The sequence below is a fragment of the Mannheimia indoligenes genome (assembly GCF_036880405.1).
GTDB lineage: Bacteria > Pseudomonadota > Gammaproteobacteria > Enterobacterales > Pasteurellaceae > Mannheimia > Mannheimia indoligenes.
Genome location: NZ_JBAJJM010000007.1, coordinates 230,108 through 244,909, shown reverse-complemented (window position 1 = coordinate 244,909; position 14,802 = coordinate 230,108). Strand labels below are relative to the sequence as shown.

General features: G+C 38.7%; 14 protein-coding genes and 1 pseudogene. 10 read left to right on the top strand and 5 right to left on the bottom strand.

All coding sequences use genetic code 11. The annotated features are described in order from the left end of the window. Positions 1–8 precede the first annotated feature (8 nt). From queF to murQ, 3 genes are all read left to right on the top strand, one after another. Positions 9–848, top strand: coding sequence for an NADPH-dependent 7-cyano-7-deazaguanine reductase QueF (gene queF / locus V6W77_RS06310; RefSeq protein WP_334254124.1), 840 nt, complete (start codon positions 9–11; stop codon positions 846–848). 204 nt (positions 849–1,052) lie between these two features. Next, a complete protein-coding gene (locus V6W77_RS06305; protein WP_334254123.1) occupies positions 1,053–2,165 on the top strand; it encodes an anhydro-N-acetylmuramic acid kinase in 1,113 nt (370 codons plus the stop codon). Positions 2,166–2,173: 8 nt separating this feature from the next. Continuing rightward, the gene (murQ, locus tag V6W77_RS06300; RefSeq protein WP_334254122.1) at positions 2,174–3,085 is read left to right on the top strand and encodes an N-acetylmuramic acid 6-phosphate etherase; all 912 of its coding nucleotides are present in this window, start codon (positions 2,174–2,176) and stop codon (positions 3,083–3,085) included. A gap of 85 nt (positions 3,086–3,170) precedes the next feature. Here murQ and prmB read toward each other — a convergent pair whose 3' ends face one another. Beyond that, positions 3,171–4,115: a 50S ribosomal protein L3 N(5)-glutamine methyltransferase gene (gene prmB / locus V6W77_RS06295; RefSeq protein WP_283385664.1), complete on the bottom strand. Its 945-nt coding sequence runs from the start codon at positions 4,113–4,115 to the stop codon at positions 3,171–3,173. A gap of 104 nt (positions 4,116–4,219) precedes the next feature. Between prmB and smrB the strand changes: the two genes are divergently transcribed. Beyond that, positions 4,220–4,753 (top strand): endonuclease SmrB, encoded by a 534-nt coding sequence (gene smrB, locus V6W77_RS06290; protein WP_283387084.1) that lies wholly within the window; start codon positions 4,220–4,222, stop codon positions 4,751–4,753. A 65-nt stretch (positions 4,754–4,818) separates the two neighbouring features. After that, positions 4,819–5,304 (top strand): annotated as a pseudogene (locus tag V6W77_RS06285) (YbaK/prolyl-tRNA synthetase associated domain-containing protein). 1 nt (position 5,305) lies between these two features. Here V6W77_RS06285 and V6W77_RS06280 read toward each other — a convergent pair. Then, positions 5,306–5,794: an alpha/beta hydrolase family protein gene (locus V6W77_RS06280; protein ID WP_334254164.1), complete on the bottom strand. Its 489-nt coding sequence runs from the start codon at positions 5,792–5,794 to the stop codon at positions 5,306–5,308. After that, on the bottom strand, positions 5,791–6,060 hold the full coding sequence (locus V6W77_RS06275) for an alpha/beta hydrolase (RefSeq protein ID WP_334254121.1): 270 nt from the start codon (positions 6,058–6,060) through the stop codon (positions 5,791–5,793). Before V6W77_RS06275 ends, V6W77_RS06280 begins: the two co-directional genes overlap by 4 nt. Before the next feature lie 175 nt (positions 6,061–6,235). Here V6W77_RS06275 and V6W77_RS06270 point away from each other — a divergent pair, with 175 nt between their 5' ends. The 4 genes from V6W77_RS06270 (at position 6,236) to V6W77_RS06255 (ending at position 12,018) form a co-directional block, all read left to right on the top strand. Beyond that, positions 6,236–7,099, top strand: a complete 864-nt coding sequence (locus V6W77_RS06270; protein ID WP_334254120.1) for an EamA family transporter — start codon at positions 6,236–6,238, stop codon at positions 7,097–7,099. A gap of 120 nt (positions 7,100–7,219) precedes the next feature. Then, positions 7,220–8,470, top strand: a complete 1,251-nt coding sequence (locus V6W77_RS06265) for a tetratricopeptide repeat protein (protein ID WP_334254119.1) — start codon at positions 7,220–7,222, stop codon at positions 8,468–8,470. Between the two features lie 123 nt (positions 8,471–8,593). Beyond that, entirely contained in the window at positions 8,594–10,120 is a 1,527-nt protein-coding gene (locus V6W77_RS06260) for a subtype B tannase (RefSeq protein WP_334254163.1), read from the top strand. 56 nt (positions 10,121–10,176) lie between these two features. Further along, positions 10,177–12,018: an ATP-binding protein gene (locus V6W77_RS06255; RefSeq protein ID WP_334254118.1), complete on the top strand. Its 1,842-nt coding sequence runs from the start codon at positions 10,177–10,179 to the stop codon at positions 12,016–12,018. 12 nt (positions 12,019–12,030) lie between these two features. Here the strand turns inward: V6W77_RS06255 and V6W77_RS06250 are convergent, their stop codons facing one another. Together V6W77_RS06250 and V6W77_RS06245 are read right to left on the bottom strand one after the other, a co-directional pair. Next, positions 12,031–12,585 (bottom strand): methylated-DNA--[protein]-cysteine S-methyltransferase, encoded by a 555-nt coding sequence (locus V6W77_RS06250; protein WP_334254117.1) that lies wholly within the window; start codon positions 12,583–12,585, stop codon positions 12,031–12,033. A 63-nt stretch (positions 12,586–12,648) separates the two neighbouring features. Continuing rightward, positions 12,649–13,983: an outer membrane protein transport protein gene (locus tag V6W77_RS06245; protein WP_334254116.1), complete on the bottom strand. Its 1,335-nt coding sequence runs from the start codon at positions 13,981–13,983 to the stop codon at positions 12,649–12,651. Between the two features lie 358 nt (positions 13,984–14,341). Between V6W77_RS06245 and iscR the strand changes: the two genes are divergently transcribed. Beyond that, positions 14,342–14,794: a Fe-S cluster assembly transcriptional regulator IscR gene (gene iscR, locus V6W77_RS06240; RefSeq protein WP_283385672.1), complete on the top strand. Its 453-nt coding sequence runs from the start codon at positions 14,342–14,344 to the stop codon at positions 14,792–14,794. Positions 14,795–14,802: the final 8 nt, after the last annotated feature.

Below are 14,802 nucleotides of genomic sequence, written 5' to 3'. Positions count from 1 at the left end.
GAAATAAAATGAACTACAACGATAAATCTCTCGATGCCCTAAAACTTGGGCAGAAAACCGAATATAAAAGCGAATATGACGCTTCGCTTTTACAACCCGTCCCCCGCAAATTAAACCGTGATGGGTTGGGGATTACACAATCTCAGCCGTTTACTCAAGGGGCTGATGTTTGGACGTGTTACGAACTCTCGTGGCTTAATAAAAGCGGCTTGCCACAGGTGGCGATTGCAGATGTTGCTATTGATTTCAAAACCGAAAATTTAATTGAGTCGAAAAGTTTTAAGCTCTATTTAAACAGTTTTAACCAAACCAAATTCAGTTCCATTGAGGAAGTCGAGCAGACTATCCAACGTGATCTCGCAAACTGTGCAAGCGGTCAAGTTTCGGTAAAAATTTACACATTATCGCACTACACGCAACAACCGATTGTTGATTTCGAAGGCGAGTGCGTTGATGAGCAGGATATCCAAATCGACAGCTACGCATTTTCAACCCACTATTTAGAAAACATCACAGAAGATGATGTAGTAGAAGAAACTTTAGTGAGCCATTTGCTCAAATCTAACTGCTTAATTACTTCCCAGCCGGACTGGGGGAGTGTACAAATTCACTACAAGGGCAAAAAGCTAAACCGTGAAAAATTATTGCGTTATTTGGTCTCATTCCGTGAACATAACGAGTTCCACGAACAATGTGTGGAACGGATTTTCTGCGACCTAATGCAATTCGCCCTGCCTGAAAAATTGACTGTTTACGCACGCTACACCAGACGAGGTGGGTTGGATATTAATCCGTTTAGATCGAATTTTGAGGAAGTGCCGGAAAATTTACGGATGGCACGTCAATAAATCGTTTGTTACTTTCTTTGCTTCGCCAAAGAAAGTAACCAAAGAAAGGCGACCCGAACTTCGCTGCTTTCTTCGCTTTGTTTGAATTTGCTTAACGAAAAAATTTAAAACTCGCTTGCGTTGCAAGCTCAAACACTAAATTTTTCCTACAAATTCAAAGTCGCTCAGGCAGCTCAGACGGGATAAGGGAGCAATGAATAGATAATGAGTAAAAATTATTATATCGGCGTTATGTCTGGCACGAGCCTTGATGGCGTAGATATTGCTTTAATGGATTTTGCAAAAAGTCCGCCCAAAATGACCGCTTGTGATTTCTTTCCAATGCCGGAGGAATTACGTTCGGATATTTCTGCGTTGCTTAAAACAGGCGAAACCAATCTACAAAAGCTAGGGGAAATCGACCACCGTTTAGGCTCGCTTTATGCACAAACCATTAATGCATTTTTAGCGAAAAATCAGCTAACAGCAGAACATATTCAAGCCATTGGTTGCCACGGGCAAACGGTTTGGCATTCTCCGGATTCCGTTTATCCATTTACAACACAAATTGGTGATATGAATTTAGTTGCAGCCAAAACAGGCATCACTACTATTGCCGATTTTCGTCGTAAAGATATGGCAGTTGGAGGGCAGGGTGCACCACTTGTGCCGGCTTTTCATCAGGCAATTTTTAGTGATGCTAATCGTTTAACGGTGGTACTAAACATTGGTGGTATTAGTAACATTTCAGTGCTAAAACCGAATAGCCCAACTATTGGTTATGATGTAGGGGCAGGGAATACGCTGATGGATAGCTGGATCGAGCAACATCAAGGCAAAAGATACGACAAAAACGGCGAGTGGGCGAAATCGGGTCAGATTATGCCTGACTTATTAGTTGAATTATTGAATGAACCGTTTTTCAGTAAAGTTCCCCCCAAAAGCACAGGGAGAGAGTTATTCAATTTAACGTGGCTTGCAAAAAAATTGCAAAATTTCACCGCTTGCAAGCCTGAAGATGTGCAACGTACGCTTGCAGAATTTACTGCAAAAAGTATTGCCAACGAATTAATTCCACTTGAAACTGAATTGCCTTGCCTGTTGTTGGTATGTGGTGGTGGAGCAAGAAACTCATTGTTAATGGAAAGATTATCTGCACTTCTGCCAAATTGGCGTGTGGCAACCACAACCGAGTTTGGTTTAGATATTGATTATGTCGAAGCCGCTGCATTTGCTTGGCTGGCTTATCAACGAATGCATAGTTTACCAAGTAATATGCCAAGTGTAACAGGGGCGAAAAAATCGGCAAGTTTAGGGGTGATTTACCCGGCGGAATAACGAGAAAAATGACAGAAAAGAATTTACTCAATGCCTTAGGGCAGATGATCACAGAGCAGCGTAATCCAAACTCAATGAATATTGATGAACTTTCTGCATTAGAGATTGTGCAGATTATCAATAATGAAGACAAGCAAGTGCCTATTGCAGTAGAAAAATGCTTGCCGCAAATTGCTTTAGCAGTAGAAAAAATCGTGGTTGCCTTTCAGCAAGGTGGACGATTAGTTTATGTGGGAGCCGGAACGAGCGGGCGTTTAGGTGTACTAGATGCTTCAGAATGTCCTCCAACCTATGGTGTCAAACCTGAAATGGTCGTGGGCTTAATTGCCGGTGGTGAGAAGGCTTTACGTTTCCCGATTGAAGGGGCGGAAGATAACCGTGAGCAGGGAAAAGTTGATTTACAAGCGGTCAATTTTTCGCAAAAAGATGTATTAGTCGGTATTGCAGCAAGTGGCAGAACGCCGTATGTGCTAGGGGCAATGGAATATGCTAATTCTCTAGGAGCAACAACAGTTTCGATTGCCAGCAACCCTCATTCGGCGATGGCACAAATTGCGGATATTGCGATTGATACGGTTGTAGGGGCAGAAGTGCTGACTGGCTCAAGCCGTATGAAATCAGGCACGGCACAAAAGTTAGTATTGAATATGCTGACAACTGCCTCAATGATCTTAATTGGCAAATGCTACCAAAATTTAATGGTAGACGTGCAAGCCACTAATGAAAAGCTTAAAGCTCGAGCAATCCGTATTGTAATGCAAGCAACCGAATGTGAAAGATATGTAGCTGAAAATACATTAAAATTAGCTGAAAATAACGCAAAATTAGCGATTATGATGATTTTAGGTAATTTAGATAAGCAGGAAGCGGAAAGTTTATTAGCTCAAAATCAAGGACGATTGCAAAAAGCGTTAAAATAGAAGTATGTCTGCTCTCTCCCCTTGTGGGAGAGAGACAGATAAATCATTCGTTCAGAATGATTTATCAGAGAGAGGGGAGGCAGATTTAAGCAAATAAATGATGATATTTTACTAACTCTTCTTTCGTCAAACTAAACACACCCAATCCGCCATTTTCAAACTCCAACCAGTTAAACGGTACGCTTGGGAATTGTTCGATTAAATGTACCATACTATTTCCCACTTCGCACACTAACACGCCGTTATCATTTAAGTAATCTGCCGCCTGTGCCAAAATGCGTTTGGTTAAATCCAAACCGTCTGCTCCCGAACCTAATGCTAATTCGGGTTCGTGGTGAAATTCTTCCGGCATATCGCCTAAATCTTCTGCATCAACATAAGGCGGATTAGTTACAATCAAATCATATTTATCTTGCGGAATATCGTTAAATAAATCTGAGCTGATCGGGAATACACGATGTGATACTTGATGACGCTCAATATTAATTTGAGCCACATCTAACGCATCGAGTGAAAGATCGACTGCATCCACTTCCGCATCTGGAAAACGCTCTGCACAGGCAATCGCAATGCAACCGCTGCCGGTGCACATATCTAAAATGCGATGTGGCTCGTTTTTGATAATGCCTTTAAAGCCCTTTTTAATCAGCTCGCCGATTGGGGAGCGTGGCACAATCACACGTTCGTCCACATAATATTCACTGCCACAGAACCAAGCTGAGTGAGTTAAATAAGCCACAGGTTTACGAGAGCCTAAACGCTCGCAAATTAAGTGGATAACACGTTCTTTTTCCGCTCGTGTTAATCGGGAAGAGTAAAGTGCTTCCGGCACATCAAAAGGCAGATAAAGCCCGGCTAATACTAATTGTTGGGCTTCGTCCCACGCGTTGTCATAACCGTGCCCGTAGTAAAGATCGGAAGCATTGAAATAGCTATACGCCCAACGCATCATATCTTGAATGGTGGCTAAATCATTCACAACGGGCAGGGCTGCAATTTCATCAAGAAGTTCGATATTATATTTAAACATTTTTAGTGCCTTTTGCATAATTATAGAATTGCTGTTTTATACCATATTTTGCTTTGTGTTAGAATGTAAAAATTATAGAGAAGGAAAAGATTATGTCAGAGAATATGTTAGAAGACGAATTTGCATTATTTAGAGAAGCGGCTAAAGGCACGAAAAAAATAACACAAAATACTTATGTACCCAAATCAGAACCTCGTAAAAAACTACAGGAATTACGAGAGTTAAAAGAAAAAGCGGATATTGAGTTCTATTTTTCTGATGAATATGAGCCTTTGCTCAAAGAAGAAAATGAAAAAGTGAAATATCTGCGTGAAGATGTTGATCCTTATATTTTAAAGCAGCTCAGACGGGGTGATTTTCAGCCGGAACTGTTTCTGGATCTGCACGGTTTGACCAGAGAAAAAGCGAAAAAAGAGTTGGCAGCTTTAATTTTGGCTTGTGAGCGAGAGAAAGTGTTTTGTGCCAGTATTATGACAGGCTTTGGCACTCGCACACTGAAAGATCAAATTCCTCGTTGGCTTGTACAACACCCGAAAATTATGGCATTACACCAAGCTCCAAAAGAGTGGGGGGGGGATGCTGCGATTTTAATTTTAGTTGAGCAGCCGGAAAACCCGGAAAAAATGTTTGGGCGTTAAAATGAGGATAATTGCAAATTTTGAGTAGAAAAAGACCGCTAGTTATTGTTTTGTAAGGGGAAACAATGTCAGAACAAACTTTTCAACAACTTACGGCATTATTAGATTCACATCAAGCCCACTATCGTATAGTGGAACATTCTTCTGCGGGGAAATCAAAAGAAGTGGCAAAAATTCGTGGTACAGAAATAGGGCAAGGAGCAAAGGCGTTAGTCTGCAAAGTAAAAGGAAATGGCATAAAACAGGCAGTATTAGCAATATTGCCGGCGGATTACCAAGCAGATTTAAGCAAAATTGCCTAGCATCTTGGAGGGCTTCGAGCCTCACTTGCCAGCCCGGCGGAAGTGGCAGAATTAACCGACTGTGTATTTGGAGCAATTCCGCCGTTTAGTTTCCATTCCGATTTGTTGTTGGTGGCTGAGCCAAGCTTATTTGAGCGTTACGATGAATTAGCCTTTAATGCCGGCACATTAGAATGTTCTATTATTCTGAATGCGACAGATTATCAACGTATCGTCAATCCAACTTTAGTGAAGTTTGCGAAAGATTAAGTTAGGGAGCAAAAAAATCTACAATTTTGCCGATAGCAACGTCCATTAATTTCGGGTTAGAAAAGGCGTGATCTGCCCCTTCAATAGGGAGCAGTTCAATCACATTATTATCGGCAAATTGCTGTGAAACGCTTAATGGTACCATTTCATCTTCCGTACCGTGCAAAATAAAAATTTGATCGGCAACTTCCAAATAATCATTTTGGAAAATATCGCCTCCAGCCAGCTCGTCAAAGAAGGCTTGGCTGATTTTCATTTGGCGGTCGAAGCCCCACAAAATTTCCTTACCTTTTGCTAGTTTCTGGCGTTCTTCCTCGCTCATTCGGCTCATCAATGAATGATGAATTTGTACAGCAGGAGCTCGCAAAGCAATTTTTTGGAACGGATTACCCTGTTCATTAATATATTTCAACGTTAAATATCCGCCAAAGCTCGTGCCGTAAGCATAGATATTTTTCGCATTCAGCGTGTTTTTGGCGTAATCGATCACAATTTGCAAATAGGTTTGGCATTCGGCAACGGAAAGTTTTTGCGGGCATCGGCTCCGTGGCAAGGGAAATCAAAAGCAATCGCCGCATAGCCTTTATATTTTGAGGTTAAACGTTCACCAAATTTGGTGTTCGATTTTAAATCTTTTGATGAACCAAAACCGTGCAAAATGAGTACCACATTTTCAAGGTTATGAAGCTCTTTTTCATAAAAGAGCTTACAACGAATGCTAAAACCTTGTTCGTTAATATCAAAGAGCTTTTCCATATTTATTTAATCTTATACAGCTTGTTTGAAATCATTTTAGCACTTTTCTATTACAAGCGGTCGGAACTCTCTAATTTTTTGCAAATTTTCAGCAAAATTTAACCGCTTGCTACTAGCGAAAAATTGAACATATTTATAGAATACAGCCTTCATTTTTAAAAGGAGAAAACAAAAAGTGTTGCAACTTATTTTTGCTATTTTATGTAGTGTTACGGTAGGGGTATTAATTAAATACGCTCGCCAAAAAGGCATTCGAATCGATCAAAGCATTGCAGTAAACTATATCGTAACAACGACAATGACGTTTCTATTGCTTAAGCCCGATTTTCAAGGGCAATCTATCACTGAAATTATGGCAACCAATCCGTCTGCTTATATTTTTGTAATTTTAAGCATCACGTTGCCAACTATTTTCTTAGTGCAAGCAAAAGCATTGGAATTTGCAGGGATTATCCGCACTGATGCGGCACAGCGTTTATCATTATTCCTACCGATTTTGGCGGCGTTCACTATTTTTGGCGAACAAGTTACCAATAATAAATTAATGGCTCTGTTATTAGCTTTTGTTGCATTAGGCTGCTTACTTTGGAAAGGTAATCAAGGAATGGAAAAAGGCGGCAAAATTGCGATTATCAGCCTTTTCCTTGTTTGGGTAGGTTATGGCGTAAATGATATTTTATTCAAACAGATCGCCAAATCCGGCTCGGCATTCCCCGTTACTCTAGCCATTGCCTTTATTGGAGCGGGCTGTTTTATGTTTATCTACTTACTGCTAAAACGCACTCAATGGCACGTTCCAAGCGTATTAACGGGCTTATTACTTGGTGTTTTAAATTTCGGCAATATTTTATTCTACATTCAAGCCCACCAAGCGATGAAATACGACCCAACCTTAGTTTTCACCGGGATGAACTTAGGTGTTATCTGTTTAGGCACATTCGTGGGAGCATTTTTCTTTAAAGAGAAAATCCATAAAGTGAACTATTTAGGCGTAGCGATTGCGATTGTGGCGATTATTTGTTTATTTTATTGGAGATGATTTGTACCAAAAATAACTAATATAATTCGGGCATCACTCTCTTTTAATGTATATAATTTGATAAAAGAGAGTGTTCTTATTAAGATTAACTAACAAAATAGTTATATAAGCGAGATAAAAATGGAAATACATATTCAAGCGACACAGTTTAGACAAGAAATTTTGCTTTATCAAAAAACTGGAAATTATGAAAAAGCTCTTGATATTGCTAAACAGGCTTTGCTGCTTGGCTATGACACTGATTTTTTCTTATCGGCAGCATCAACTATGTGTATTAAACTTGAACGCTGGCAAGATGCTGTTAGCTATGCACTACAAGCAGTTGAACTTGAACCAAGCGAGATCAATAATTTTGATGTGCTATCCCACGCCTATGGTGCTCTTTTCGATTGGAAAAATGCAGCCCCTTATGGTAGAGCCGCTTTAGAACTAAGACACGCTCAACATAAAGTAAATAATCCGATTTTACCTGCCTTACCTGCAATTCAATCTGATATAGAGAAAAAGAAAAAAATTATTAGCTTCTCTCTATTTGGTGCAAGTTCTGCATATATCGAAACCGCAGTTTTAAATGTACAACTAGTTAATGAAGTTTATCCTAATTGGATCTGTCGTTTTTATGTAGATGAAACAGTACCTGAAGAAGCCATTCAACGATTAACAAGTCCTCATAGTGAAATTATTTATGTGCAAGGTGAAGAAAAATCTTTGCCTAAAACAATGTGGCGTTTTTTGGCAATGGACGATGAGAGTGTAGGTTATATTATATTTAGAGATGCAGATTCCGTTATCTCTAAAAGGGAGGCGACGACTGTTGCAGAATGGATTGCAAGCGGTTGCCGTTTTCATACGATTCGAGATTCAGGCTCTCATACAGAATTAATTTTAGCTGGGCTCTGGGGAGCCATTGCCGGTAGTATTCCGAATGTAACAGAGAAAATGTATGACTATGTTAGAAAGTATGGTGATACAAGTCGATTTACCGATCAGTATTTTTTAAGAGAAAAAGTTTGGGGCTATGTACAGCAAGATCTATATGCAAGTGATAGGATTTTTGGATTTATGAATGCAAATCCTATTTCAGAGGTAGGTTTTGATTTTAGCTTAACTCATATTGGCTGTAATGAAGGTGGCTCTATTTTCCGTGCTGCAACTCCAAAACTTAAAAAAGGCAATAAAGTAGTTTGGAAGTTACATTCTAGCATTGTTATTTCTCATACTTTTGATTCATCACCTCAGATTCAAGATGAAAGGCTTATTTGTCAGTATGAAGTGATTGCTGAAGATGGCTATATAGAAGGATTTATTCCTAAACGTTATGCAAATGGGATAAATACCGGGTTGAGCCGTATTGAATTAATATATGGATAATTTTCGGGTATTTTTGGTCATAGCATAAAGAATAATTTGCTAATTGATTAGACATTTATAGCCCCGATTTCAATTTAGAGAATAAAAATGAAACTAAATATTTTATCTACAATGATTGCTGTAATGGCATTAACTACCCGGTCTTTTGCGACAATGCCTGAAAAACCTGTAGAAGAGCCTATTCCTTTCTTTAACAAAACCGACTCAGGTTACGATTTAACGTTTAACGATCAAAACGCTCGTTCTGTTGAAGCAGAAGTAAATGGTGAGAAAATCCAATTTCGTGCCTTTGAGAGAATTGTTTATGTTGGTAATCCGGTTGAGCCTGAATATCAGACCCTCAATCTTTATGTGCCTGAAGCCTATTATAACGAGGGCGAGATTAACGGTTATAAAGCGGATACCGCACCGATTTTCTTGCCAAACTCGGTAGGTGGTTATATGCCGGCTAAAGCTGCAAGCTACGATAAAAAAGGGCGTGATGGTTCACCAAGTGCAATTTTGGTTGCCTTGTCTAAAGGCTATGTTGTGGCAAGTGTTGGAGCAAGAGGTCGTACATTACAAAAAGAGGGGAAATTTATCGGTAAAGCCCCTGCTGCGATTATTGATTTAAAATCCGCCGTACGTTATTTGCACGCAAATGATGAAACAATGCCGGGTGATGCGAATAAAATTATCTCAAACGGCACTAGTGCAGGTGGGGCATTATCTGCATTGTTAGGGGCTTCAGCCGATCATTTTGATTATGAGCCGTATTTCAATGAAATTGGGGCATTGAAAGCAAGTGATAAAATCTTTGCCGTTTCAGCTTATTGCCCTATTACTAATCTTGAAAATGCGGATATGGCGTATGAATGGCAATTTAATGGCGTTAATGAATATAGCCGAATGGATATGAGCCGCTTAAATGCAGATAGTTATAATAATCGCTCAAAACCAATGCCAAAAATTGAAGGATCGCTAAGTGAGCTAGAAATTAGGGTCTCCAATGAGTTGGCAGAACGCTTTCCGACTTATTTGAACAGCTTACATTTAGTTGATGATAAGGGTAACCCTCTAACGCTCGATCCAAAAGGCAATGGCTCGTTTAAAGATTATTTGGCAAATGTTATTAAACATTCCGCCAATAAAGCCTATAGCCAATTAGCGGAAAATAGCAAGGAGAAAAAAGCTTTCCAACAAATCAGCTGGCTTTCATTTGAGAATGGCAAAGTCAGTAGCGTAGATTGGTTCGGTTATGTATTTTCAGATAAACGAATGAAATCACCACCTGCGTTTGATACGTTGAATGCGACTTCCGGCGAAAATAATTTATTTGGTACATATACGGAAAACAATCGCCATTTCACGCTTTATAGTGCAGAACGTTCATCAAATCAGAGCATCAACTTAGCCGATCCGCAAATGGTGAAAAGAATGAACCCAATGTATTATTTGGATAATCCAAATGCGGCAGAGCATTGGCGAATTCGAGTGGGTGCGGCGGATCGTGATACTTCCCTCGCCATTTCAGCTATTCTAGCGATTAAACTACAAATGGCAGGTAAAAACGTGAACTATGAAACCCCGTGGGGTGTGCCACATTCAGGCGATTATGACTTAGAAGAGCTATTCCAATGGGTTGATGAAATCGTCAAAGGCAAACCATAAAAAAATAGAGTAGAATAAGCAGATCGAAAGATCTGCTTTTTTATGGATTGAAGATTATGCAAGTTAAAAAATTTAGTCAAAAATATGTAAATTGGGTATTAAGATTAGGGCGATTAAGAGCCTCTTTACTCGGTTTTTTTGTGGTCGCCGTTTCCGCAATTTTAATTCAAAGTGGATTAACCTATCTATTTATAGGCAGAGTAGTTGTAGTGGATATCTTACGTTCCATCGCATTTGGCTTAATTTCTGCCCCTTTTGTGCTTTACTTTTTTACACTTTTAGTAGAAAAGTTGGAGCGTTCTCGTTTACGCTTAGAAAAAGCAGTAAAAGATCTGGAAGAGCTTCGAGAGCAAGATGCTTATCTCCACGCTAAATTAGAGAAAAACAATCGTGATAAAACGATCTTAATGGCAACGATTAGCCACGAATTACGCACGCCGCTGAATGGAATTATTGGCTTAAGCCAAATTTTGCTTGATGAACAACAAAGCGAAAAGCAGCAAGAATACCTCAAAACCATCAATATGAGTGCAACGGCATTAGCACATATTTTTGGCGATATTATCGACTTAGAAAAAATTGACAGTAGCCGCATTGAGTTGTTTAGAAAAGAGGTTGAATTTGAGCAATTAATTCAAGATATCGCCAATTTCGGTAACTTTATGGCGGGTAATAAAAATATTGATTTCAAATTAAAATATCCCCCGAATTTACCTAAATATATTTATACGGACTACGCCCGTCTAAGCCAAATTTTATGGAATTTAATCAGTAATGCTGTGAAATTTACCCCAACAAGCGGTCAAATTTTGCTGGAAATTTGCCAATTAGAGAAAGAGCAATTTAGTTTTAGTGTGGCGGACTCAGGCATTGGTATTCCTGAAAAAGATCAACGCAAAATTTTCGATATGTTCTACCAAGCCGAAAACTCGAAAGAGAAAAAAGCACAAGGGAGTGGCATTGGTCTATCGGTTTCAAAACGTATTGCAAAACTGATGGGCGGAGATTTAATGGTAAAAAGCCAAGAAAATCAAGGTTCAACCTTTACCCTAACTATTCACGCAGAAAGTACGGAAACCAAGCCTGAACTAGATATTCAAAAGCACGGATTAAAGGTGCTTTTAGTTGAAGATATTGAGATGAATGTAGTGGTTGCTCAAGCAATGTTAGAAAAAGTGGGCTGCGAAGTTGATGTTGCAATGACAGGAGAAGAAGCATTTAAATGCTTTGAGCAAAATAGCTACGACTTAATTTTATTAGACATTCAATTGCCTGATACTACAGGTTTTGATATTGCACAAACATTAAGAAACCGTTATGAAAACGAGGAAATTGATTATTTACCGCTACTTATCGCTTTAACGGCGAATGTCATTCAAAATCAAAAAGATTATCAAGCACAGGGTATGGACGATGTACTTCGTAAGCCGTTATCTTTAGAAGCCTTATTGAATTGCCTAAATCACTATTTTGATAATGACTTCTTGCAAAAAAATGAAGAAAAACAACCGCTTGTAGCGAATAATTCTGACAATTTATCTTATAACATCGGAATGCTCAATGAATTGGTTGAGGTAATGGGGAAAGCAAATGTTCTTACCAATATGGATTTATTTGCTGAGTTAATGCCAGCTTATTTGGAAAATTTACAGCGTTATTTAACTGATTGGCAAATCACAAATTCTGCCGAAAGTCGTAAATTAACAGCGGACGAAGCTCATAAAATCAAAGGGGCATTGGCATCGGTTGGGTTACATCAACTACAACAAATTGCTCAACTTGCCCAGTCTGATAATGGCGAGCAGTGGGAGCAAAATATTGAGAAATGGGCAGAAATCATTAGTTCAAAATGGCAGACTGATTTACAATTAGCTAAGGAATACGTAGAGACGCACTAAGTGCGTCCTACGCTACCATTTCTTTATTTTCGGCTTCACAAATTCAATGCCTTTATCTTGATAGGCTATTCCTTCTAATGCCAGCAGAAAACGTTTATTTGGTAAGCCACCACCAAACCCTGTCAATGTTTGATTTTTACCTAACACCCGATGACAAGGCACTAAAATCGAAATTGGGTTTCGCCCAACCGCTCCGCCTACCGCACGCATAGCACTTGGTTTGCCTAATTTTTTGGCAATTTCACCATAGGTTGTGGTTTCGCCGTGAGGAATTTCACGTAAAATTTTCCAAACAGACTGTTGAAATTCCGTACCTTGTGGAGCAAGAAAATCTAACTGCTGAAAGGGAATTTTTTCCCCTGCGAAATAGCGGTCTAAAATCTCTTTTGTTTTGCAAAAAATTTCTAAAATTGCACCGCTTGTAGAGCTTGCTTTGGTAAATGGTTCAACAGAAGTTGTGCGTTGCTCTTGTTCAAATTCAATATAAATTAACCCTTCGTTTTGGGCGAGTAAAAGTAATCTACCTACAGGGCTTTGGTAATAATCGTAGTAAATTTGAGATTTCATTTTAAATTCAATAAAAAAGAGGTGTAATTTAGTTTACACCTCTTTTAACATTAATTCATTAAATTAGAATTTATAGTTTACGTTTAAGCCGTAAAGGTTTGCACGTGATTTAACATTAAATACTGCACTGCCCTCTTTAAAAGTATTTTTTGAACCTCTAAGGTGAGCATAGCCTAAATCAGCAGAAAGATTTGGTGTAAAACGGTAAGTTGCACCAAGTGTGTACCAAGTACGATCTGTATCAGGAATAGAAATAGACGGACTTCTTACACTTGCAGTCTCATCATAAGCGATACCTGTACGTAAGGTTAATGCTTCGTTTACATCATAAGAGAAACCTAACGCAACACGCGAAGAGTCATTATAATTTTCTTCTTTATGAAGAAGTACATTACCTGATTCACCATAAGCGGTTAAGGCTTTGAATTTTTCCCATTCTGTACGTTTGTAGCTATATTGCATTGCTAATTTGTCGGTTAATTTGTGATAACCTGAAATTTCCCAATAAGCTGGAAGATGTAATGTTAAACGTCCAGGAATTTCTTGACCACCGGTCGCTTGGCTAATAGGGGATTGTGCAGCAATGGCTGGTATTGCTAATAATCCATTAAATGCTGTTGGGAATGCGTTTGAGTAATGCCCTTTAAATTTCACGTTTACCGCTGAGTGATAAGCAATACCTAAACGGTTTCTTTCATTAATTTCATACATTAAACCAGCATTCCAGCCTAAACTCCATTCATCGCCGTGTACACGAGAAACTTCTGTACCATTTTGCATTTGTGCAAGAGTTTTTGCAGCATTCGCAGCTAAAGGTTCTAAACGAGAACCTAAAATTTTACCGCCAACACCTAAATGACGGATAAATTCTGCTTTAGAATAAATAACATTTAAGCCTGCACCAGCACTAAATCCGTAGCCTAAATTGTATGCTCCACTTAAATTAAAATTGATTGCTTGTAGTTGAGTATTACCACCATAAACACCTGCAGCATAGTCAGGAGCAAAGCGAGATTTTAAACCGTAGTTTACATTCACTCCACCACCAATAGCAAAACGGTCATTGATTGGAGAAACAATGTATAAATTTGGTACTACAGCTGTAGGAATAATATTTTTTTGTGAAGCCTTGAATACGCCACCAAGTGTGCCATCAATATCAACATCAGCATTTACAACAATTCCACCTGCAGAAAGCTCAGTTTGTTTGAATAATGTCATTAATGCAGGGTTGGTTGCAACTACAGAAGCATTATCCGCTACAGCCGCATCACCTGCGTAAGCTCTACCTAAACCGGATGTTGAAACTTCAGCTAATTGGAATGCTGCTGCGTGAGCAGTGCCTGCTGAACAAAGTGTAACTAATGATGCAAGTAATGTTTTTGAAAAAATTTTCATAATAAGTCTCTTAAATAATATGAAAAATAGTTAATTTTAATAATAAATTACGATTGTTAAAAATATAACGGACTGATTTTAGAGAGCAAGACGTATGCTATCAATCAATTTTTGCAAAATTTCAACTGTTCCGATCAGTTAAACGTGAGAGTAATGAAATTATATTGTTTATAAATAAGTTTATTTTTTGGTATTTTGGGCTATTTTTTCGTATAATAGATCCATTATTTTTACGTTTTTTTAATATATAAAACCTTTCACACTGATTAGTGCTTAAATGATTGACTAAATTGGTGGGTTATATCAAAATTTACACATTGCTCCAGAGGTTTTCTGGATAAAATTACGAGGATATTTTATGAAACTTACCTCAAAAGGGCGTTATGCAGTAACAGCTATTATAGATATTGCTTTACACGGTAAATCAGAGCCGGTGAGTTTAGCTGATATTTCAGACCGCCAAGCAATTTCGCTTTCATACTTAGAGCAACTTTTTGCTCAACTTCGCCGTGATGGTATTGTGCAGAGCGTTCGAGGTCCGGGTGGTGGTTATCAATTAGGTAAAAAACCGGAAGAAATTAGCGTAGGAATGATTATTTCTGCGGTTAATGAAAATATTGACGTTACTAAATGTAAGGGTAGCGGTAACTGCCGTAAAGATTCTCAATGTTTAACGCATTCTTTGTGGGAGCGATTAGAAGATCAAATTGAGCAGTTCTTAGGGACAATTTCAGTGGCGGATTTAGCCGAGGAACACGCTGATCACGATTGTGAAAAAGAACATTGTCACGAACATCCTCATCATCACTAATTGCAAAA

Bases quoted from the DNA above. Each gene is read 5' to 3' on its own strand.
- V6W77_RS06275 (WP_334254121.1), bottom strand. From the start codon at position 6,060: ATGGAAAAGCTCTTTGATATTAACGAACAAGGTTTTAGCATTCGTTGT.
- V6W77_RS06250 (WP_334254117.1), bottom strand. From the start codon at position 12,585: ATGAAATCTCAAATTTACTACGATTATTACCAAAGCCCTGTAGGTAGA.
- smrB (WP_283387084.1), top strand. From the start codon at position 4,220: ATGTTAGAAGACGAATTTGCATTATTTAGAGAAGCGGCTAAAGGCACG.
- V6W77_RS06305 (WP_334254123.1), top strand. From the start codon at position 1,053: ATGAGTAAAAATTATTATATCGGCGTTATGTCTGGCACGAGCCTTGAT.
- V6W77_RS06245 (WP_334254116.1), bottom strand. From the start codon at position 13,983: ATGAAAATTTTTTCAAAAACATTACTTGCATCATTAGTTACACTTTGT.
- V6W77_RS06260 (WP_334254163.1), top strand. From the start codon at position 8,594: ATGGCATTAACTACCCGGTCTTTTGCGACAATGCCTGAAAAACCTGTA.
- murQ (WP_334254122.1), top strand. From the start codon at position 2,174: ATGACAGAAAAGAATTTACTCAATGCCTTAGGGCAGATGATCACAGAG.
- queF (WP_334254124.1), top strand. From the start codon at position 9: ATGAACTACAACGATAAATCTCTCGATGCCCTAAAACTTGGGCAGAAA.
- V6W77_RS06265 (WP_334254119.1), top strand. From the start codon at position 7,220: ATGGAAATACATATTCAAGCGACACAGTTTAGACAAGAAATTTTGCTT.
- V6W77_RS06255 (WP_334254118.1), top strand. From the start codon at position 10,177: ATGCAAGTTAAAAAATTTAGTCAAAAATATGTAAATTGGGTATTAAGA.
- iscR (WP_283385672.1), top strand. From the start codon at position 14,342: ATGAAACTTACCTCAAAAGGGCGTTATGCAGTAACAGCTATTATAGAT.
- prmB (WP_283385664.1), bottom strand. From the start codon at position 4,115: ATGTTTAAATATAATATCGAACTTCTTGATGAAATTGCAGCCCTGCCC.